The organism is Desulfatitalea tepidiphila (assembly GCF_001293685.1).
Taxonomy (GTDB): Bacteria; Desulfobacterota; Desulfobacteria; order Desulfobacterales; family Desulfosarcinaceae; genus Desulfatitalea; species Desulfatitalea tepidiphila.
On record NZ_BCAG01000003.1, the window covers coordinates 694780 to 714307 of the forward strand.

Annotated in this window: 12 protein-coding genes; 9 read left to right on the plus strand and 3 right to left on the minus strand. The window is 60.8% G+C overall.

The features are described from left to right. The first annotated feature begins 118 nt into the window (after positions 1 to 118). Together DFT_RS07680 and DFT_RS07685 are read left to right on the plus strand one after the other, a co-directional pair. Positions 119 to 1444 carry a cyclic 2,3-diphosphoglycerate synthase gene (locus DFT_RS07680; protein WP_054030635.1) on the plus strand — a complete coding sequence of 442 codons (1326 nt, stop codon included), beginning with the start codon at positions 119 to 121 and terminating at the stop codon, positions 1442 to 1444. After that, entirely contained in the window at positions 1441 to 2379 is a 939-nt protein-coding gene (locus tag DFT_RS07685; protein ID WP_054030636.1) for a carbamate kinase, read from the plus strand. Before DFT_RS07680 ends, DFT_RS07685 begins: the two co-directional genes overlap by 4 nt. On the opposite strand, the gene DFT_RS07690 is transcribed toward DFT_RS07685, so the two are convergent. Then, the gene (locus DFT_RS07690; RefSeq protein WP_054030637.1) at positions 2369 to 3484 is read right to left on the minus strand and encodes a putative NPN-dependent ornithine cyclodeaminase; all 1116 of its coding nucleotides are present in this window, start codon (positions 3482 to 3484) and stop codon (positions 2369 to 2371) included. The genes DFT_RS07685 and DFT_RS07690 overlap by 11 nt on opposite strands. 22 nt (positions 3485 to 3506) lie before the next feature. Then, positions 3507 to 4613 (minus strand): TOBE domain-containing protein, encoded by a 1107-nt coding sequence (locus DFT_RS07695; RefSeq protein WP_054030638.1) that lies wholly within the window; start codon positions 4611 to 4613, stop codon positions 3507 to 3509. A 355-nt stretch (positions 4614 to 4968) separates the two neighbouring features. On the opposite strand from DFT_RS07695, the gene DFT_RS07700 reads away from it, so the two are divergent. The 7 genes from DFT_RS07700 to DFT_RS07730 all read left to right on the plus strand — a co-directional run bounded on the left by DFT_RS07700 (position 4969) and on the right by DFT_RS07730 (position 15035). After that, positions 4969 to 6204, plus strand: coding sequence for a putative sulfate/molybdate transporter (locus DFT_RS07700; protein ID WP_054030639.1), 1236 nt, complete (start codon positions 4969 to 4971; stop codon positions 6202 to 6204). A gap of 415 nt (positions 6205 to 6619) precedes the next feature. Continuing rightward, the gene (locus tag DFT_RS07705; RefSeq protein ID WP_054030640.1) at positions 6620 to 7630 is read left to right on the plus strand and encodes a methyltransferase; all 1011 of its coding nucleotides are present in this window, start codon (positions 6620 to 6622) and stop codon (positions 7628 to 7630) included. Between the two features lie 509 nt (positions 7631 to 8139). Then, positions 8140 to 9387, plus strand: coding sequence for a hypothetical protein (locus DFT_RS07710; protein WP_054030641.1), 1248 nt, complete (start codon positions 8140 to 8142; stop codon positions 9385 to 9387). After that, on the plus strand, positions 9380 to 9967 hold the full coding sequence (locus DFT_RS07715; RefSeq protein WP_054030642.1) for a condensin complex protein MksE: 588 nt from the start codon (positions 9380 to 9382) through the stop codon (positions 9965 to 9967). Before DFT_RS07710 ends, DFT_RS07715 begins: the two co-directional genes overlap by 8 nt. Beyond that, positions 9960 to 12725, plus strand: a complete 2766-nt coding sequence (locus tag DFT_RS07720; protein ID WP_054030643.1) for an Mks condensin complex protein MksF — start codon at positions 9960 to 9962, stop codon at positions 12723 to 12725. Before DFT_RS07715 ends, DFT_RS07720 begins: the two co-directional genes overlap by 8 nt. Beyond that, a complete protein-coding gene (locus tag DFT_RS07725; protein WP_054030644.1) occupies positions 12691 to 13506 on the plus strand; it encodes a Wadjet anti-phage system protein JetD domain-containing protein in 816 nt (271 codons plus the stop codon). Before DFT_RS07720 ends, DFT_RS07725 begins: the two co-directional genes overlap by 35 nt. Before the next feature lie 521 nt (positions 13507 to 14027). Then, positions 14028 to 15035: a formylglycine-generating enzyme family protein gene (locus tag DFT_RS07730; protein WP_083453384.1), complete on the plus strand. Its 1008-nt coding sequence runs from the start codon at positions 14028 to 14030 to the stop codon at positions 15033 to 15035. Positions 15036 to 15043: 8 nt separating this feature from the next. Here the strand turns inward: DFT_RS07730 and DFT_RS25450 are convergent, their stop codons facing one another. After that, positions 15044 to 19399 carry a type VI secretion system Vgr family protein gene (locus DFT_RS25450; protein WP_083453385.1) on the minus strand — a complete coding sequence of 1452 codons (4356 nt, stop codon included), beginning with the start codon at positions 19397 to 19399 and terminating at the stop codon, positions 15044 to 15046. Positions 19400 to 19528: the final 129 nt, after the last annotated feature.

Here is a 19528-nt window from a genome sequence, read left to right on the forward strand (position 1 = left end):
CCATTTTTCCTCGATCATGTCGCGGATGGAAAGCCGTCAAGGCGGCAAAAAGTTATTGGGCCAACCCACTATTTTGAGGTAGACTTGTAAACTACTGCACACAGCCCGGAGAATCGGCATGATCGAAAAAGTGATCATCATGGGGGCCGCCGGCCGCGATTTTCACAATTTCAACGTCTATTTCAAAGGCAACCCCCGCTATCGGGTCATTGCCTTCACGGCCGCCCAGATTCCGGATATCGAAGGCCGGACCTACCCGCCGGAGCTGGCCGGCGAAGGCTATCCGGACGGGATCCCCATCCACCCGGAGGTGGAACTGGCCCGGCTGATCCGAAACCACCGGGTGGACCTGGTCGCCTTTTCCTACAGCGACGTCCCTCACGTCCAGGTCATGCACAAGGCCGCCATCGTAACGGCCCAGGGCGCCGATTTTATCCTGCTGGGGGCCGCCTATACCATGCTGAAGTCCCGGAAACCGGTGGTTTCCGTCTGTGCCGTCCGAACCGGTTGCGGCAAGTCCCAGACCACCCGCAAGGTGTGCACCATTTTCAAGCAGCACGGCTGGCAGGTGGTGGCGGTTCGCCATCCCATGCCCTACGGCGATTTGAGAAAGCAGGTGATCCAGCGTTTTTCTTCCTACGAGGATTTCAAAACCCACCAGTGCACCCTGGAAGAGCGGGAAGAATACGAACCGTTGGTGGACCAGGGGATCACGGTCTATGCCGGCGTGGACTACGGCAAAATCCTCGAGGCCGCTGAAGAGGAAGCGGACATCATCGTATGGGACGGCGGCAACAACGATACGCCTTTTTATCGTCCCGATGTCCACATCGTGCTGCTCGATCCGCACCGGGTGGGGCACGAACTGCTCTACTACCCCGGTGAAACCAACCTGCTCATGGCGGACATCGCCATCATCAACAAGGTGGACACGGCGGATCCGCAAAACGTCGCCCGCTCCCGCGAAAACATTCGCAGCCATGCGCCCGATGCCCAGATCGTGCTGGCGGAATCGCCCATACGGGTCAGCCGGCCGGAAAGAATCAAGGGCAAGCGCGTGCTGGTGGTCGAAGACGGCCCCACCCTGACCCACGGCGAAATGCCCTACGGGGCCGGGGTCATTGCCGCGCGGACGTACCAGGCGGCAGAGATCGTCGATCCACGGCCCTATGCCGTGGGAAGCCTGAAAAAGACCTTTGAAGCGTATGCCGGCACCGGACCGGCGCTGCCTGCGATGGGGTACAGCCCGGAGCAGGTTCGAGACCTGGAGCGGACGATCGACCGGGTCGACTGCGACCTGGTGCTGTTTTCAACACCCATCCAGCTCAAACGCATCTTGAACATCGACAAACCCTCGATCCGGGTCCGTTACACCTACAAGGATCACGGGGCGCCGCTGCTGGAGGACGTCCTGCTCGACAAACTCAAAGGCCGCATGCCATGAGAGCGGAGAAAGCCAAAAAACTAGTGCTGGTCGCACTGGGCGGGAACGCGCTGATCCGCAAGCACCAGACCGGCACCCTGGAAGAGCAGTTGGAGAATCTCAAGGTGCCGATCCGGGAGATCGCCAGGCTGTCCATGGCCTACCGGATCATCATCACGCACGGCAACGGTCCGCAGGTGGGCAATCTGCAGTTGCAGCAGGAATCGTGCAGCGCGGTGCCCAGGATGCCGCTGGAGATCCTGGTGGCCCAGACCCAGGGGCAGATCGGATACATGATCGAATCCACCCTGGACAGCGAGCTGATGGCGCTCGGCATCGTGACCCAGAAGTATATCGTGAGCCTGATCAGCTATGTCGTCGTGGACGAACAGGATCCGGCCTTTAAACATCCGTCCAAGCCCGTGGGTCCGGTCTATTCCGAAACGCAGGCCGCATCATTGCCCTATCCCACGCGCAAGACCGCCAAAGGCTACCGCCGGGTGGTCGCCTCGCCGAAACCGTTGACCATCGTGGAAAAGAGGGAGATCCGGGAACTCATCAAACGGGACTTCATCGTCATCTGCTGCGGCGGCGGGGGCATCCCGGTGATCCGGGAGGGAAGGTCCTTTTGCGGCGTGGATGCGGTAATCGACAAGGACCTGGCCAGCGCCAAACTGGCCGGGGAGGTGGGCGTGGACATTTTCGTCATCGCCACGGATGTGAAAGGCGTCGCCCTCGATTATGGCAAGGCGGGCGAGAGATATCTTCGAACCCTTTCCTGCAGGGAGGCAGTGGTGTACCGGGAACTGGGGCATTTCCCCGACGGCTCCATCTGGCCCAAGATCGAGGCGGGGATGCAGTTTTTAAACAGCGGCGGGCAGACGGCAGTGATCTGCTCCATCGAAGAGATCGGCGATGCCGTTCTCGGCAAGGCGGGAACGCGGATTATCCCCTGAATCCCGTTTTTCTTCTCCTCAGGCCTCGTTCCACATTCACCACGAAATCCTGCACGTTGGTCAAAATGGCGCGCGCCGACAGGGAGCCGCGGTTGACCAGTTTGCTCACCGCGAACTCGGACATGTCGACCGAGTAGAAATAGACCGGCCGGACCCCATGGCCCTCCGTCACCTGGTAGGCGGGGACCATGTTGCCCGTGGCAATGGTGTGCAGTACGGTCGCCATGCCGATGACGGTCGTGGCGCGCCGCGCAATGGCTCGCATGCGGTCCTGGGCCTGGCAGGCGTCGGTGATGGTTTCGGGAAGGGGGCCGTCGTCGCGGATCGAGCCGGCGAGCACGCAGGAAATGTCGTTTTCGACGACCGCCTTCATGATGCCGTTGCCCACGATGCCGGCATCGATCGCCTTTTCGATGGAACCGATCGCCCTGACCCGGTTGATGGCGTCCAGGTGGTTGTAGTGTCCCAATTCAGCGCTTTTCTTGGCATAGATCCCCTGGCCCAGGGCCGTCGAAAAGAGGGCCGCCTCCACATCGTGGACGGCCAGTGCGTTTCCGGCCAACAGGGCGTGGACATAGCCCTCGGCGACCAATTTGGCAAAGGCTTCGCGGGAATCTCGGTCGAATACCACCGCCGGTCCGAGGACCCAGACGATGAACCCGTTGCGGCGTTCGAATTCCAGAAGATCGTAGAGCTCGTCGTAGTCGATGGAAAAGGAGGTCTCGCGGGTCGTCCGGGTGCGGAACGCAAACTTCTGCAACGTCTGGTCCTGGGATTCAAACGGCTCGGCATGCACGAAGATGCCGTCCTCGCCGTTTTCCCGCCGGCCGCAGGCCACCCGTTCGCCGCGTTCGAGTTTCCGGAACGCCTTGACGACCAGCGATCCGTCGTCCCGTTTCACCACCACGCAGTCCATCCGGGACTGTTCCAGGAGCGTCCATCGGTTTTTTTCCACCTGGAAATACTCCGGGTGGATCGAGGTGGCGTGATAATCGTCCGGGGCTACGCCGGATTTTACGACCCGTCTGAACGTTACCGGCGGAGCGTCCACGAACGGCGGCTGTGTAAAATCCGGTGGGTGATAGGCGGGAAGTTGGAAGGTCATGGCGTGCTCCTTGCTGTTTTCTTCATTCCGACATGAGGACCACCGAATAGCTGCTGAAGAAGACCCATGTCTCGTCTCCCTCGGCCAGGCCCAGCCGCCGGCTGCTGTCGCTGGTCACTATGGCACACACCTCTGTGCCGTCGGCAATCCGCACCACATATTCGGTATTGATGGCGCCCCGGGTGATCTTGTCAACCGTGCCATTGAACCGGTTGTCCGCGCTGCACTCGAGGCCGTGGCCGTTTTTCGACAACATCACCCACGGGGCCTTGACCTCGGCCGCAATGGTCTTGCCCGGTTTCAGACCCAGGCGCTGCACGCTGTCGTTGGTGATCACCGTGGTGACCACGTGCCCGCCCAGGGTCACGATCTCCACGCGGGTTTGAATGTCGCCCTGCTCGATGGTTCGAATGCTGCCGAAAAACGAATTGCGGGCGCTGGTCTTGCGGGAGAATTCCTTTTCCACGATCAGACGGGTCACCTGCTGGATCTCCTCTTCGGAAAAGGAGACAAAGGAGGAGGTCAGGTTGGGCGTCGAATGCCCCAACAGCATCTGGACCGCAGGCAGGGGGAGGTTGCTCTGCATCAGCTCCACGGCCCGCGATTTGCGCAGAACTTCCGGCGCGCCGAGCTGCTTGGGGATGCCGCAGGCCTCTGCGCGCTCATAAAACTTGCGGCGGACAAATCCGGGATCCGTCTGGAACATCCCCTGCTTCCCCTTATTCAGGGATGGATCGCTGATCAACGATCGGATCTCATGGCACAGTTTTTCAGGCAACTGGACCTTGCGCCGGTGGCTGGATTTTCCCCTGGCGCGGCCCAGGATGACGAATCCCTTGTCGAACTCGAAATCCCGGCCCGGGTCGAGATTCGCCGCCTCATGGAGCTTTGCGCCGGCGTAGCGGATAATCAGGAAAATGAGCAAGATGCGGCGCCGCGACCTGAGCACGTCGGGACGCGGGGCTGCCTTGGTCCACTCACGGAAGGATTTCTCCAACCGGTCGAGCTGGACCGAATCGAGGTATTTGTCTTTTTCCGGCGTGGAGAAGATGCGTCCATGGTAGTTTCGCTCGGGCGCCGAAGGCGGCCGGGGGGATTGGCTGTCGGTTGTCTGGTCAGATTTTTTCATGGGCTCTCGACGATGCGATCGTTGTCCCTGTCGTGTGCCGTGCAGCTCCACACCCAATGTCGCATATTTAAGACGTTCCGGTTTCCATACGGGCGGGGTTAACCCCCGCCCCTGCCCCGCCGGTATAGGTCTACGGCCTGTATTACCACCCGAATCTCGTAGGGGCGGGCTTTATGCCCGCCCGCAACATCCAGTCATGCTCATGGCCTCCATGCCGACAATGAGCTTGACATTTGTGGGGCGCATCCGTAGTATCACGATTAATACAATAATCGTGATTATGCGTCAAGGCCGAGATTGCCATTTCATGCCGGCGGACCCCGCCGGTAGCGAGCAATCGCCAGGAGAAAGAGACATGGATGTAAACGAAACCACCGCTCGACGATCCGGCGCCGTTTCGGCGTTCCGTTTCAACCGCATGGAGCTGGCGGGCAGCCTGGGCGACCTGGGAACCATTCTGCCCCTGGCCATCGGCATGATTTTGATCAACGGTCTCAATCCCCTGGGGTTGTTTTTGGGCGTCGGCCTCTATTACGTGTTTGCCGGGCTCTATTTCAGAGTCACCAGCCCCGTGGAACCCATGAAGGTGATCGGCGCCTATGCCATCGCCACCGGTATCACGGCCAGCCAGATTCAGGCGTCGAGCTTGTGGATCTTCCTGTTTCTGCTGGTGATCGGCGGGACCGGTATCATCACCATGATCGGCCGATACATTCCCAGACCGGTCATTCGCGGGGTCCAGCTGTCCACCGGTGTGTTGCTGGTGACCCAGGGCGTGAAGCTGACCCTGGGCACCGCCACGTTTCAGGCCCTGCGGGATGCGGCCGAACCCTACCTGAGCATCCAGAGCCTGGGGCCGATACCTTTGGGTCTGCTGATCGGCGGGATACTGGGGGTGCTCACCCTCTTGCTGCTGGAAAACAAACGATTGCCCGCGGCCATTGTCGTCGTGGGCGCCGGCCTGTTGACCGGCATCTTGCTGGGAACCGGCGAAGGACTGCACCTGATCCGGCCGGGCCTCTACCTGCCGGATCTGCTGCCCTACGGATTTCCCTCGGCCGGCGATTTCACCTTCGCCCTGCTGGTGCTGGTCCTGCCGCAGATTCCCATGACCCTCGGCAATGCCGTCATGGCCAATGCCGACCTGTCGATCCAATATTTTCCACAGGATGGCCAACGGGTGACCTACCGGGCGCTTTGCATCAGTATGGCCCTGGCCAACCTGATGAGTTTCTTCCTGGGCGGCATGCCCATGTGTCACGGCGCCGGCGGCCTGGCGTCCCGCTATCGTTTCGGCGCCCGCAGCGCCGGCTCCAACCTCATCATCGGCGCCATATTCGTCGTTCTGGCGCTGCTCCTGGGCGAACATCTCATGGGCGTCATCTACCTGCTGCCCATGGCCGCCCTCGGGATCCTGCTGATTTTCGCCGGCGCGCAGCTGAGCCTGACCCTTCTCGACATGAAAACGCGCAAGGAGATGTTCGTACCGATCCTCATGGTGGGGATCACGCTGGCCTCGAATCTGGCCGCAGGCTTCCTGATCGGCATTGCCGTGGCCTATGCACTGAAATCGGAAAAGCTCAACGTTTGACGGCGCCGTCATTCGAGCAATTCTAATTGAATATGATTCACCTGAGGGCTGCATTACAGAAGTAGTTTGATAAAAGAATTCGCGTGGCATCGGTGATGGCAGGCGTGGGTGGAGCAGGTGACCGATGCCACACGCCAAGCTGTCAAGTGCCGGTAAAATGCACGGCGGGCGGCCCAGAAACTCGCTGCGCTCAAACAGTCTGGACCGCTTGTCCGCCGTTTGCATTAAACCGGCACCAGGACCGCAGGCGTATGTGGCCCTGGCCACCTGCTCCACCCACGCCGGGTTTAGTGGATGGCGTTCAGTTAGAATCGTTGCCGGTTTTCAACGACTGTTGACGAATTCATCAATTTCTGATGAAGCCCATGAAAAGATAACATAACAGACAACACCTATCTATGACGGAGCTTATAGAATGAACCCATCCCCCTGGACCAAATTCACCCTGCTCGAGGTCGCCAACAGCTACTGGAAAACCTGCGCCCTGCATACGGGCGTGAAACTCGAGCTCTTCACGGTCATCGGCGACGAAAAGATAGATGTCGAAGCGGCAGCCCGACGGATCGGTGGAAACACGCACGGCGTTGAAACGCTGCTCAACGCCCTGTGCGCCATGGACCTGCTCACCAAGGAGAAGGGGCTTTACGCAAACACGGAATTCTCCCTCAGGTACCTGGTGAAAACATCGCCGGATTACACGGGGTTCATCATCATGCACTACCACCACCTGATGGACTCGTGGAACCGGATGAGCGAATCGGTCCTGACCGGCAAACCCTGCCGTCAGAGACCGGTGACCGCCTCGGAAACCGAGCGGGAGAGTTTTTTGATGGGCATGTTCAACCTGGCCATGGACCTGGCGCCCCATTTCGCCAGGGAAATCGACCTTTCGGGACGGAAGCGGTTTCTCGATTTCGGCGGTGGGCCGGGAACCTACGCCATCCATTTCTGCCTGGAGAACCCGGGGATGACGGCCACGGTGTTCGATCTGCCCACCACCCGTGTCTTTGCGGAAAGAACCATCGCACGTTTCGGCCTGACCGAACGGATCGACTTCCAGGAAGGCAGCTATGTCCACGATATCGTGGACTTTGACAAGGCATACGACGTGGCCTGGCTCTCCCACAACCTTCACGGCGAAAATCCGGAAGACGCGGAAAGGGTCGTGGCCCACGCGGTATCGGCTCTGAAACCCGGAGGGCTGGTGTTCATTCACGAGTTCATCCTCAACAACGACAAGACGGGCCCGTTGTTCCCGGCCCTGTTCTCTATCAACATGCTTCTCGGCACGTCCGGCGGCCGGGCCTATTCCGAACAGGAACTCCTGACCCTTCTTGAGAAAAACGGAGTGGTGGATGTGAAACGGCTGGACGTGAAGGCGGCGGTGACATCGGGCATCGTGTGCGGACGGGTGGGGGCTGCCTGATCTTTCATTGACCCACAGCTATTCAAACGGAATTTGATTCCCCCTGAAGGGAGTGCCCTCCAAATTATCTTTAGCAAGAATTTGTATGGCAAGGCAGATGGCAGGCGTGGGTGGAGCAGGTGGCCAGGGCCACATACGCCTGCGGTCCTATTGCCGGTTAAATGCAGACGGCGGACAAGCGGCCCAGACTGTTTGAGCGCAGCGAGTTTCTGGGCCGCCCGCCGTGCATTTTACCGGCACTCGACCGCTTGGCGTGTGGCATCGGCCGCCTGTCCCACCCACGCCGGGTTTAGTGAATAGCATTTAATTGGAATAGCTGATTGACCTTTAGGTCCAAAGCAAATAATCAGACTCAAAGCTGGGTTGAACAATCGGGTCGATCCGATCCAGACCATCCCGGGAGGCATCCATGCCGGAACTGACATGCATCTTTTGCGGAGGCCGCGCCGAGCTGCACGGCCGGTGAGCCAATTTTAAGTTTTCAACCGGCGTCCATGGGGGCGCGTGCCATGGCCATCACCACTTTCCAGGGATTTTTGAGCACCGCCGGCCTGCACCACGGGCTGCTGGTCGATTTGTGCGCCGAACAGGGCGTGATCACGCGCGCCCAGCTGCTGGCCTACATGGAGCGGCACCTCATCGCGCCGGCGGAAAAAGACCGGCTCATCGAGCGCTATTGCCGCACGGCGATCCTCTACGCCGAAGCGGACTGTGAATATACCGTCAACCCCATCGTGGCCGGTCTGGTCAATTTTTACGAGCGCCGCGGCAAGCTGACCCACGCCGATTTTCTGCGCGACCAGATCTACGAGATCGGCGCCCTGACCGACCTGCTGCAGCAGCAGTTGTTCGCCGAGGAACCGGTGGTGGCCCAGGTCGCCGATACGGTGGACAAGCTCTACCTGGCGGTGCGCGACGTTCGCGAAAGCGGTTACCAGCATTACCAGGCCTGCATGCGGGCCTTCGGCGACATGAAGCGCAACGATGCGGGCCGGCCGATCGACGCTCGCATCGAGTCGTTGCGGACCGTTCACCGCCGCTACATCGAGCCGCTGCGCGAGCTGATCGATCCCCAGTCCGAACCGGTGCGCAAGATGGCCCTGCTGCGCCGCCGCATGGCCGACCTGGCCGCCGACCGCCGCCTGCTGGGCGAGTCGGTGGAGCTGGACATGCGCCGGCGCCGGCTCAACATCGATATCCAGTATATCGACTACACCCTGATCCGCCATTTCGAGACCCTGATCGACACCAGCCGCTCGCTGCTCAACTCCCTGCTCGAGGAGAAGAGCATCAAGGAGGCCCTGGCGCGCTGCCTGGGAAACCTGGGGTCCGTTTGGCCGCGACTGCAGGCGGAGACGATCGTGGCCCCGGGGTTGATGTCCAACCAGGCCGCCGACCTGGAGAAGGTGGGCCTCTTCTTCAACGACGTGGCGCACCGCAAGTTCGTTCCCCGGCCGCGGCCTCTGGCCATCCATCTGCCAAAGGAGGAACCGGCCGACCGTCTCCTGCTCATGGAGGAGACGCTGCTGGCGTGCATCGCCAAAGAGCGCCATATCGCCGGCTGGCCGGGGTTCGTGGCCCGGGAATTCGGCGACTATCCGCCCGGCGAACGGCTCAAGGCCATGGTGCTGCCGCTGGTGATCACCGATCCGCCCTTTGCGGTGCGCATGGGCGATCGTCCTTTTGCCATTGATTTGAATGAGTTCGAGGTGGAGATGGAAGATTTCGATGTTACTTGGGAGTCTATCCATGGTTGATGCGCCCCAGGATACCCAGAAAATCATCCAGGTGCTGCTGCGCGGGTACCAGTTCAGCGACTCGGATCTTTACAAGGCGGTCTACGACCGCTGGTACGCGATCCTGGACCGGCATTTCGACTGGTTCCGGGATCACCTGGCGCTGAGCGGGTTCACCCTGTCGCGTGAGAAGCAGGTGATCTTTCTCGAAAAGGAGAACAAGACCCTCAGCCAGGAGGAGCGACAGGCCGTGGTGGCGCTTTTCCTGCTGGCCGATCTGTGGCTGGAAAAGGGCAAGAGCTACGGCGACCTGTTTCAACTGAGCGTTCCCTGGGCCGAACTGGACTGGTTCCGGGACGGGTACGGCAAGGAGTACCTCGACCAGGTGGGCATCGAAGGCGGCAACGACGGCGCCCTGGAACAGCTCTTCCGGCGCCTGGCCAACAAGGGGTTTCTGGAATACGACGACAATGCGCGGACGATGACGCTGCGACGGCCCGCCGAACGGCTGATCGACTTGGCGCGGCGGCTGCACCAGCAGATCAACACCGGGGAGCCGGACGACACCGTGGCAGAAGCACAAGAGCAGGGCGATGCATAACTACACCAGCAGCATCCGCAGAATCGGGCTGATCAACAGCGGCATGTTCGACACCCTCAGCCTCAACTTCGATGTCGAGGCCGTTCACCTGGTGGGCGCCAACAACGTGGGCAAGACCAGCCTGATCGCGCTGATCCAGTTTCTCTTCTTCCCCACCATCCAGGAGATGACTTTCATCAAGCCGGTGGGAGAATCGCTGAACTTTTACTTCCGGCCGGAAGGTTCCTATATCCTCTTCGAGGTGCGCACCATCACCGGCAGCATCCGCACGGTGGGCATCTACGGCACCGGCGAATCGGACTCGCGGGTCAACTTCGTGTTCAACGGGGCTTTCGATCTACAGGCGTTTCTCGGCCCGGACAAAGCGCCGCTGCCGTTGCAGGAGCTCCAGTCCGCTTTCTTTACCCGCGACTTCGCCCGTTTCGATCGCTTCGAGCGCTACGAAGAGGCCCTGCTGGGGCTGCACACGCGCAGCGAGTACAACGTGCCCATGTTCGATCTCTCCAAGACCAACTTCCGGCTGCTTCGGAAACTCATGCAGGGGCTGCTGCGGCTGGACCGCATCGACGCGGCCGATGTACAGCAGTTCTTGATCCGCATCGTGGAAAAGGGGGCGGTCAGGACCAGCTTCAACTTGCTGCAGGATTTCGAGCAGAAGTACCGGCACATCAACCGGCTGCGGATCGAGCTGCACGAGCTGGAAGGGCTCAAACCGGTCATGGCCCGCTACCAGTCGATCCTGGCCCAGATCGCCGCGGCCGAGGAGAACCGGCAGCGACATGCCGAACGGCTGTATCACTTGTCTGCGGTTTACCTGGCCCGACTGGCCGCGGAAAAAGAGGCGCGCGCCGGCGAGAATCAACGCCAGGAAGAGCGGCAGGTGCGGCTGGATCAATCGATCAGGCGCCTGGTGCAGCGCATTCACGAGGCCGGGACCGAACTGAAAGATATCGAGGCCCGGAAGGCGCGTTTCGCAAAGCTTTCCGAGATCTGCTCCCGGCACTCGGAACCCTTGATCCGCCAGGAGCGGGACGAATTGACCCACAGCCGGGTGGAGTTGCAGAACGCCCTGGCGGCGGTTCAGGCGGGCGATGCCGGGGATCTGCAACGGCAGTTGCGCAGTCTGGAACGCGAACATGAGCGTGTGCTGCGCCTGATGCAGGCCGGCACCCTGCAGCAGCTTTGGGAGGAGGCCGGTTTCGACGAATCCCATCGGGCGCTGCTCAGGTTCCTGGTCTCCCATGATCTGGCCAGTCTGCGGGCGGCCGAGGTCTTGACCGACCGGGAGGCGTTTCTGGACGCTTCGGCCCGGGTCACCGGATTCCTGGATGAGGAGGGGCGCTTCCAGGCGTTCGGCCTGGATGTGCCCCGGTCCGCGTGGTTCGTGCCCGACAAGGAGCAGGAACCCCTGGCGTCTCGGAAATCGCGGCTCGAAAGCGACATGGCCAAGGTGCGCGCGCGGATCGAGATCGCCGGAAACGTGGCCCGCAAGGAGCAGGAGCTCAGGGACCTGGATGCGGCTGTCCGGGACAAGGAGACGCTTCTGGGCCAGTTCGCCGAGCTGCAGGAGTTGACGGCCCGCTGGGAAAATGCCGATCGCCTCGCTGCCGAAGAGAAGCGGTTGGGCGAGGCGGTGCAGCGGATGAGCCAATCCCAGGAAGAGCAGGAGAAGGAGAACCAGGCCCTGCGCCGGGAGCAGCTCAAGACCCATGCCGCCCTGCAGGCCGCCCAGGCCCAGTGGGAGCATGTGAGCCGCGCGCACGATCGGTTGACGTTCTGTGAGAGCGACGCGCCGCAACAATTGGACGAGCTCACCCTGGAGGCCTTGCGTGACGAATATCGCCAGCTGCAGGCCCAACTGGAAGAGATCGTCAAGGCCATGGGGCGCCTGCAAAACGATTTGAACGAGCCCAAGGCCGAGCTCGAGGCACGCTACGAGCGGGCCGCGGCCGACATCTCCTTCGAGCGCTGGCTGGCCCAGAAGGCAAACCTGGCCGAAGAGGTCGGCGGGCTGGAAGCCCAGCTGCAGCGCGAGTACGATGGGGTTTTCACCCTCGTGCGGGCCAAGCTCTCCAAGATCACCCAGGCCTACGCCGGGGTCGAGGCCCAGGTGGCGGCGCTGAACAAGGCGGTGCGCAACGTGCGCATCTCCAACATCGAACAGATCGGCGTGGCCCTGGAGAAGACCGACCTGCTGGACGCCATCGACCACAGCACGCCGGGCCAGCTGGACCTGTTCGCCGCCAGTTCGCCGGCCACACCCCTCGAAGCGGCCCACGCCATCGTGGAAGATTACTTCAACCAGATCAAAAAATACGGCAACGAGATCAACCTCAAGGACATGTTCCGCCTCAAGTTCTCGGTGCGGTTCAGCTACCAGGACAAGCCGGTGGAGCGTTACGAGATTCACCGCTTCGAATCCCACGGCACCGAGACCGGCGTCAAAATCGTCATCTACCTGGGGCTGATCGGCCTGCTGCAGGAGCGCAAGAACATCGTCGGCACGCGCATCCCCTTCTTCCTCGACGAGGTGGGCAGCATCGACGCGGACAACCTCAACCAGTTGATCGCCTACTGCGGCCGCAACAACTTTCTGCCCATCTTCGCCAGCCCGGAGATCCGCAAGGATATTTCCCACAACTACATTTTCCGGCGCAACGGCAGCCGCAGTTACCTGGCCGCCATGGTGAAGGTCACCAAGAAACCCCAACCGCCGGTGTCCGATGAAGCGCCCCGCCTGGCTGACCACGCTTCTTGAAACGGGCAGGGTGGCCCATTCGGCCGCCGACGGCCGGGTCGTGGGCGAGTTGCTCGCCCTGGAGATCGTCGCCATTCGCAGCGCCGGTCTGCGGCGGACCGTGGTGGCCGCCGATCCGGCCCAGTTGCGCCAATGGACGGACGCCAGGTACCCGCCGCATGCGGTCGATTGGCAGACCCTGCCCACGCGCCAGGCCAATATCGTGCGCAGCGGCGGGAGCAAAATCGGCAGGAGCGCCCATTCGGTGCTACCGTTTCTCTTCAAGTGGTTCGGCGACGGCCCATTGAGCGCCATGACCCGCACCTATGGCATGGCCGCCGCGTGCAGCGACCGGCTGGCCGAATTGCCCGTGCCGGTCCGCTGGCGGCTGCTCACCATCGAAAACTGGGAGCCGTTTCACCGCACCGACTATACCGGTGCACCTGTCCCGGTGATGGCGGCCTACCTGGGCGGCAATGTCTCCGAGATGGTACTCGACGCCCTCAATGCCTTTCGCCACCCTCCGGAAACCGTGCTGCACTTCGGCGATTACGACTGGGAGGGGCTTTACATTTTCCAGCGTCTGCAAAAGGTGGTGCCCTCGGCCAGGCTTTACATTCCAACGAACCTGGAGACGCTCTTTCAGCAGTACAGTCGCCGGGAATTTCTCGACAAGCAGAAGCGCAAGGCCGCCTTCGACACCGACAATCCCGAATGCGGGCCGGTGATCCGGCTGATCGAACAGTACAACGGTGGAGTGGAGCAGGAGGTGGTGGATTTGCCGGAGATGCTTTCGCCTTGAATAATATTCCGTCGTGATGCCGGCGCCGGTGTAACCTTTTTTGGGCCAACTATTCTGTCTGGCTGGTGTGCATTAAACCCGGCGCGGGTGGAACAGGTGGCCGATGCCACACGCCAAGCGGTCAAGTGCCGGTAAAATGCACGGCGGGCGGCCCAGAAACTCGCTGCGCTCAAACAGTCTGGGCCGCTTGTCCGCCGTTTGCATTCAACCGGCACTAGGACCGCAGGCGTATGTGGCCCTGGCCACCTGCTCCACCCGCGCCTGCCATCTGCCTTGCCATGCAAATTTTTTCCTGAAAATATTTTGGAGAGCACCCCCTTCCGGGTGGATCACGTTCAGTTAGTGGTGATGGACTCGTAACAAGTCGTCAGAATTGCTGTCTTGACACCGATGATCCGAACGACTATGGTCACGCCCATCAGTGTGACCTACCTTTTCCGGCGCATCTTCAGCATGCCGAGGCTGCATCTGTTTTTCATCGTCAGATGCGAATGTTTCAGAAGATCAACAGAGACCATCAGATGAATACACAGCGAATTTTTATTTTTTTAGGGCTTATGCTCCTGCTGGCCTGCAAGAGCACGGCCCAGCCGTTGCCTCAAAGCGAAAAGCTTTCCCCCGCCAAAGTCAAGGAGATCGCCGCAAGGATCGACCGCCGTCACGGTGATTTGCCTTCGGAAATGCGCCGTCGCATTCTCGAAACCGTCGTTCGATCCATTGACAATATGGTGTTCATCGAAGGCGGGGAATTTGAGATGGGTGATTTCGGCATCCCATGCGAATACGATCCATCCAACATGTGCGAGTGGCCCTGCGGCCTGGCACCCGAGGAGATGTGTCCGATCACCATGTACACGGACGATGACCATCTTCACAAGGTTCGGCTGAGCAGCTTTTACCTATCCAGGTATCATACGACGTTGAGAGATTTTGATCTGTTTCGGACGGCGCATGGAAAAGAGTTGTTTGATAAAGAGTATCGAGAGAGAGAGGATCTTAAAGTGCATTTTTTGCCCAATAAGCCTGCGCATACAAAAGGTTGGCAGGAGGCCAAGGATTACTGCTTATGGCTGGGTGAGTTGAGTGGGTATCCGGTTGACTTGCCGACGGAAGCCCAATGGGAGTATGCAGCCCGGAATCGCGGCCAATATGTTTGGTATCCGACCGATAATGGTAATATCGATTTTGGAAGAAATTACCCTCGTAGGCAAGAAAACATGAATCCAATTGTATCATCAATCGGCAGCGTCTCTCCAAATCCACTCGGCCTGTATGATTTGGTTGGGAATGTGAATGAATGGGTAAATGACTGGTATGCGGAAGATTACTACCTGGTATCCCCAGTAGACAATCCTACGGGGCCGGAGAATGGGAATAAAAAGGTGATGAGAGGAACACCATTCTATGAAACACCTTGGATGACCGCGCACTCCGTTTTGCGCAGAGCTGAAGATCTAATCAAAAAAGATTACTACTCGACCTTAAGCTTTCGTTGCGCCATACAAATGGACAGGCCCTTGGAGGATTAATCTCGCATTTAAGCAACGCCATCGAAAAGTCCGCTGGTTTTTGCTGCTATTAGTATCTCCCTTTTAAGATTGGGATTTCTTGTTGCCCAAGCAATTGTTTTTTTGTTTTCAGCCTTTAGAGAGCTTTCTGGAAGGTTGTGAATGAATTGATTGAATTGATCTTGCTGGCGCCCATCCAAGATTGAATTCAACCGATTTAGACTTCCAGCAGCATTGACTTTTTCGGCTTTGGGAGACATATGTTCCAATACTTTGACAAATTGGTGCCAGCTGCCAATTGAGCTCAAAAGTAAAACAATCGCCTCTTCCTGACCAGACTCCCAACTGCCGATAAAACTCTCGCTTAAGACATAAATCATCGGCCCCACTGTTTCTGGAGGCAACTTTCCAATGGACAGGCTTTTGCCATCCAACAACACCGTTCTATCTTGAAGCAAGTTCGTGGCTATTCTTTCCGCCTCTGCTTTTAAGAATGTGCGAAACTGCCACCACCTCATGACTTCGCGAAAGCCATTTTGAAATATCTCCGCAGCAGTCCGGCCTGGAGATGAAATTGCCTGATAAATTCCAAAAGAAATGAATTTAAATGCCTCTTCCGTAACACTATACAAGTAACGGTAATCGATATCCGCCAACGCCTCGCACACCAGTTTGATCACATCGTAGATTTTCTCAAAATCGACGATGGTGCCGAACCCGCCGGCGGCACCGGGCCCGAATACCAGGCTGGCGTTGCAGTTAAAGGTCAACTGGTCCTTGGATATGCTCAAACCAAAATTGGCGCCGGCGCCCAGGCCGGCGGCCACGTTGCCTTCGGTCTTGACCGTGGCCAGTTCGCGCCAGTTCCCCGCGCCGCTCATCTGCCGGCCGTAAAGCCGGGCGCCGCGGCCTTGGTGGGCCGGCGCGAGCCACTGCAGGTCGCCGCTCAGGCTGCCGCCGGCCCGGGCGCCGGCAAAGGCTTCGGCTTTAAGGCCCAAACGGCCGCCCAGGCCGACCGATACGGACGGGGTGCCGAGCAGGGCCGTGGCGCCCGAGGCCACCTCCTGCGCCTTGTAAGTGGCTTTGATCCCTGCGTCGGCAAAGGCCTGGGCCCCGGTAAAACAGCTGAGCACGACGCTGCCGTGCAGGCGCAGCGCGCCAAAGGGATGGTGTATCGTCTGCCCCAGCCCGTTGCGGTAGGACAGGTGCAGGGGATAGCCGCCCTGGGACGGATAAAAGGTGTTCAACGCGACCTTGCCTTCGGCGAGGGAGATGGCGGCGCCGGCCTTGACCCCGATTTCCACCTGCCCTTTGTCGATCTGCCAGCTGTTGATGCCGGCGCTGGCCGAGGCGGCAAAGCGCAGCAGGTGGGCTTCGGCGCTTACCGCATAGCGGGCCGCGTCGGCATGGTCGCTGGTCCAGGCAAATTCCCGGTGCAAGGCATTGAGCAGGTTGTCGTCGCGGCTGGACCAGGTCTTGAGCCGGGCCTCCAGGGTGCCGAAGGTGCTGGTGTCGGCATCGTCCTTTATGCCTTGCTTGATATCCGCGATCAGGCGGGTGGCCAACTGCCGGTTGAACGGGTGGGTGCGAAGCACGTCGGTGTGCACGGTTCTGCGCCATGAGACCTGTTCCCGGTACCGGGCGCGTATATAGTAGCGCCGGTCCGGCCGGCTGAAGACGACCACCTCGATCACCTGGGTGCCGGTGCTGCTCTGGCGGCCCCGTTCGTAGGCCACGGCGCGCTTGCTTTTGGCGCCGTCGGACGGCGCGCCGGCCACCGATGCCGGTCGCCGGGCATCGGGTTCCGGCGCGGGCCGCTCGTCGAGTTGCCGCTGCACGGCGGCGATCTGTCCGTGCAGCTCGTTTAACTTGACCTGCCGCAGGGCCTGCCAGTTGCTCTCCACGTAGCTGCCTTTCAAACCGTCGCGCAGCAGCCGGGGGTGATAAGCCTGGTAAAAGTCGCGGGCCTGGCGCAGGGTGTACAACCGGCCCTGAAGGTCCTCGGCCGTGGTCAGATGGGTATCGGGCGCGATGTCCTCGGTGGGGGTTAGGGTCAGCAGCCCGGCATCTCTTGCTTTCAGGGCCCAGCGCTGTTTCTGGCAGCGGATGCAGCCGCACTCGGCCTCCGGATCCGAGACGTTCAGACAGGCCATACAGTCATCGGCGTTCTGAAGGATGTGGTGGAACTCGTCGATGAGCCGCTGCACCTCGTCGATCTCCTGCTTCAAGGCCTCGCTCTCGTCCTGGTCCAGCACGTAAAAGTGCGCCTCTCCGGTGATGTGCACGATGTCCACCAGCTGTTGTTTGAGGCGCAGCGGTTGGACCGGTGTCCCGGCCCGGGCGTCTGCTCCGGGCGCTGCAGAAGAAATTGGAATTGCATTAGAAACAGGCGCTGCCGCAGAAGCGGGCCCTGGTGCAATGGCGGCATCCGGCCGGATTGTCGCCGATGGCACCGGGTGGCTTTCGGATGTTTCGCCGGCCAATGCGCCGTCCGCACTCTGGGGTGCAAGCGGCGACTGGGTAAATGTGCCCCGGCCGGTCAGGGCGCTGCCCCCGCTGTTGAAATTGATGCGCGGCGCGCCGATGGCGATGCCCGATGATCCGATGGTGACGAAGCTGGGCCCCACCTTCAACGTCAGGCGGGCGCCGGCCTCGAGCACCGCGTCGGCCAGGGCCGCAATGTCCATGCTGCCGCCGGTCTGAAGCACATGGTCGCCGCCGCTTTTGCGTTCAAGGTCCTTGCCCACGGTCAGGCAGGCAACGCCGTCGATTGTCTCCACAGCATCGGCGCCCACGCGGAAATGGCGGCTGCCGCCGATGTGCGTCAGACGCGAGCCCTGGATATGGGTGTGGGCGCTGCGGCCGACAAAGGTGCGCCGGTCGTTTTCGACCACCAGGTCCATCTGCCGCTGGGCATGCACAAAGAGCTGTTCGCCCTCCTTGCGATCTTCGAAGCGGATCTCGTTGAACCCTTCTCCGGATGTCGAGCGGCTTTTGATGGTCGATACGCTCTTTTGGGCGGGCAGGGGGTAAGGCGGCAGGTTTTGCCCGTGGTAGAGCCGGCCGGTGATCATGGGCCGGTCCGGGTCGCCCTCTTCAAAGCCCACGATCACCTCCTGGCCTGCTCGCGGCAGATGCACGGCGCCCCAGGCGGTGCCGGCCCAGCTCTGGGTAACGCGCACCCAGGTGCCGGCCGGCGTGCCTCTTTCCCAGTGAAACCGCACCTGGACCCGGCCGTGGCGGTCGGTGTGGATCTGCCCGTCGGCCGCACCGGTCACGATGGCGGTTTGCACGCCCCGGATCACGGGCTTGGGCAGGGGCTCGGGCCGGATGATGGCCTCGGCCGGCACGGCCGTAAAGGTGTTGACATAGATGGTGCCCCGGGCCGTGTTCACCTCCTCTATCGACTGGGGCTGATCGCCCCGGTGGCGGACCTGCACGGCCAGGTAGGCGCCGTCGTCGGCCGCGCATAGGTGGCCGTCCGTCTTGAAGATCAGGCCCGGGGCCAGGCCAGGCTTCGTGCTCCTGCCTTCGGCCAGGTCCCGGTACATGCGCTGCTGCTCTTCCCGCACCCGGGCCAGGCGGCGGCCCTGGTCGGGCAGCCGGTGGCCGCCCGGATAGTCGTAGTGCGTCCGGCCCTTGTCCTGGCCGGAGGATGCGGTGGTCAAATTCAGGGCCGGTCTTTCAAAATTGTAGTCGCCCAATTCCACCCGGTCGCTGGTCAGCGTAAAGGTGCGCGCCCAATCGATGATGGCTTCATGTTCTGGGACCAGTCCGGCGCCGGGGTGGTAGTCCAGGGTCCGTTCACCCGCGATCCGGCCATAGGCCGCCGGGCTGTCGCCAAAGACCATGCGGTGGCGCTGCCGATCGTGCTCGAAGAAAAAGTAGATCCCTTCCTGGGCCAGCAGTCGGCGCACGAAAGCCAGGTCGCTTTCGCGGTACTGCACGCAATGCTCCCTTGGCGGATACTTGCCCTGCAGCCGGAATGCCCACCCATCGGGGTCCAGGCCCGCGGCTTTGAACACCTGCGCGACGATTTGAGGCACGGTAAGACCGGCAAAGATGCGGCAGTCGCTACGCAGATTCAGCAAGGCGGCCTGTGGCGCAAGCCGGGCCTCGTAGCGCTCCAGTCGCCCGGATGCTTCCCGGTAAAAAAATTCGGTCACCAGGCCGTGGAAACAGCGTTCATGATCCCGCCCCTGGACGGTGAGGCATCCGCTGTGACCGAGCGCGGCCTCGCACGGGACCCGATCCTCGCTGGCCAGGTTCAGGCGGACTTCAAACGGTTCGGAGATCTTTTCTGTGGCCGTGAAATCGACGACCAGAAATTCGATGCCGCCGACGGTGAAGCAGAAGCGCGCGGCATCGGACGCGGGCACTGTCATGGGCGCCTCCGATGGGGGGTAACGATATACAGGTTTTACTTCCGGTCATCCCGACAGGCCGCGGGTGCGGCGTGGATGATGCTTCTCCTCGAGGCAGGGCAGATCCGATGACGATCTGCAGCCGTTCCG

Bases quoted from the DNA above. Each gene is read 5' to 3' on its own strand.
- DFT_RS07680 (WP_054030635.1), top strand. From the start codon at position 119: ATGATCGAAAAAGTGATCATCATGGGGGCCGCCGGCCGCGATTTTCAC.
- DFT_RS07685 (WP_054030636.1), top strand. From the start codon at position 1,441: ATGAGAGCGGAGAAAGCCAAAAAACTAGTGCTGGTCGCACTGGGCGGG.
- DFT_RS07690 (WP_054030637.1), bottom strand. From the start codon at position 3,484: ATGACCTTCCAACTTCCCGCCTATCACCCACCGGATTTTACACAGCCG.
- DFT_RS07695 (WP_054030638.1), bottom strand. From the start codon at position 4,613: ATGAAAAAATCTGACCAGACAACCGACAGCCAATCCCCCCGGCCGCCT.
- DFT_RS07700 (WP_054030639.1), top strand. From the start codon at position 4,969: ATGGATGTAAACGAAACCACCGCTCGACGATCCGGCGCCGTTTCGGCG.
- DFT_RS07705 (WP_054030640.1), top strand. From the start codon at position 6,620: ATGAACCCATCCCCCTGGACCAAATTCACCCTGCTCGAGGTCGCCAAC.
- DFT_RS07710 (WP_054030641.1), top strand. From the start codon at position 8,140: ATGGCCATCACCACTTTCCAGGGATTTTTGAGCACCGCCGGCCTGCAC.
- DFT_RS07715 (WP_054030642.1), top strand. From the start codon at position 9,380: ATGGTTGATGCGCCCCAGGATACCCAGAAAATCATCCAGGTGCTGCTG.
- DFT_RS07720 (WP_054030643.1), top strand. From the start codon at position 9,960: ATGCATAACTACACCAGCAGCATCCGCAGAATCGGGCTGATCAACAGC.
- DFT_RS07725 (WP_054030644.1), top strand. From the start codon at position 12,691: ATGAAGCGCCCCGCCTGGCTGACCACGCTTCTTGAAACGGGCAGGGTG.
- DFT_RS07730 (WP_083453384.1), top strand. From the start codon at position 14,028: ATGAATACACAGCGAATTTTTATTTTTTTAGGGCTTATGCTCCTGCTG.
- DFT_RS25450 (WP_083453385.1), bottom strand. From the start codon at position 19,399: ATGACAGTGCCCGCGTCCGATGCCGCGCGCTTCTGCTTCACCGTCGGC.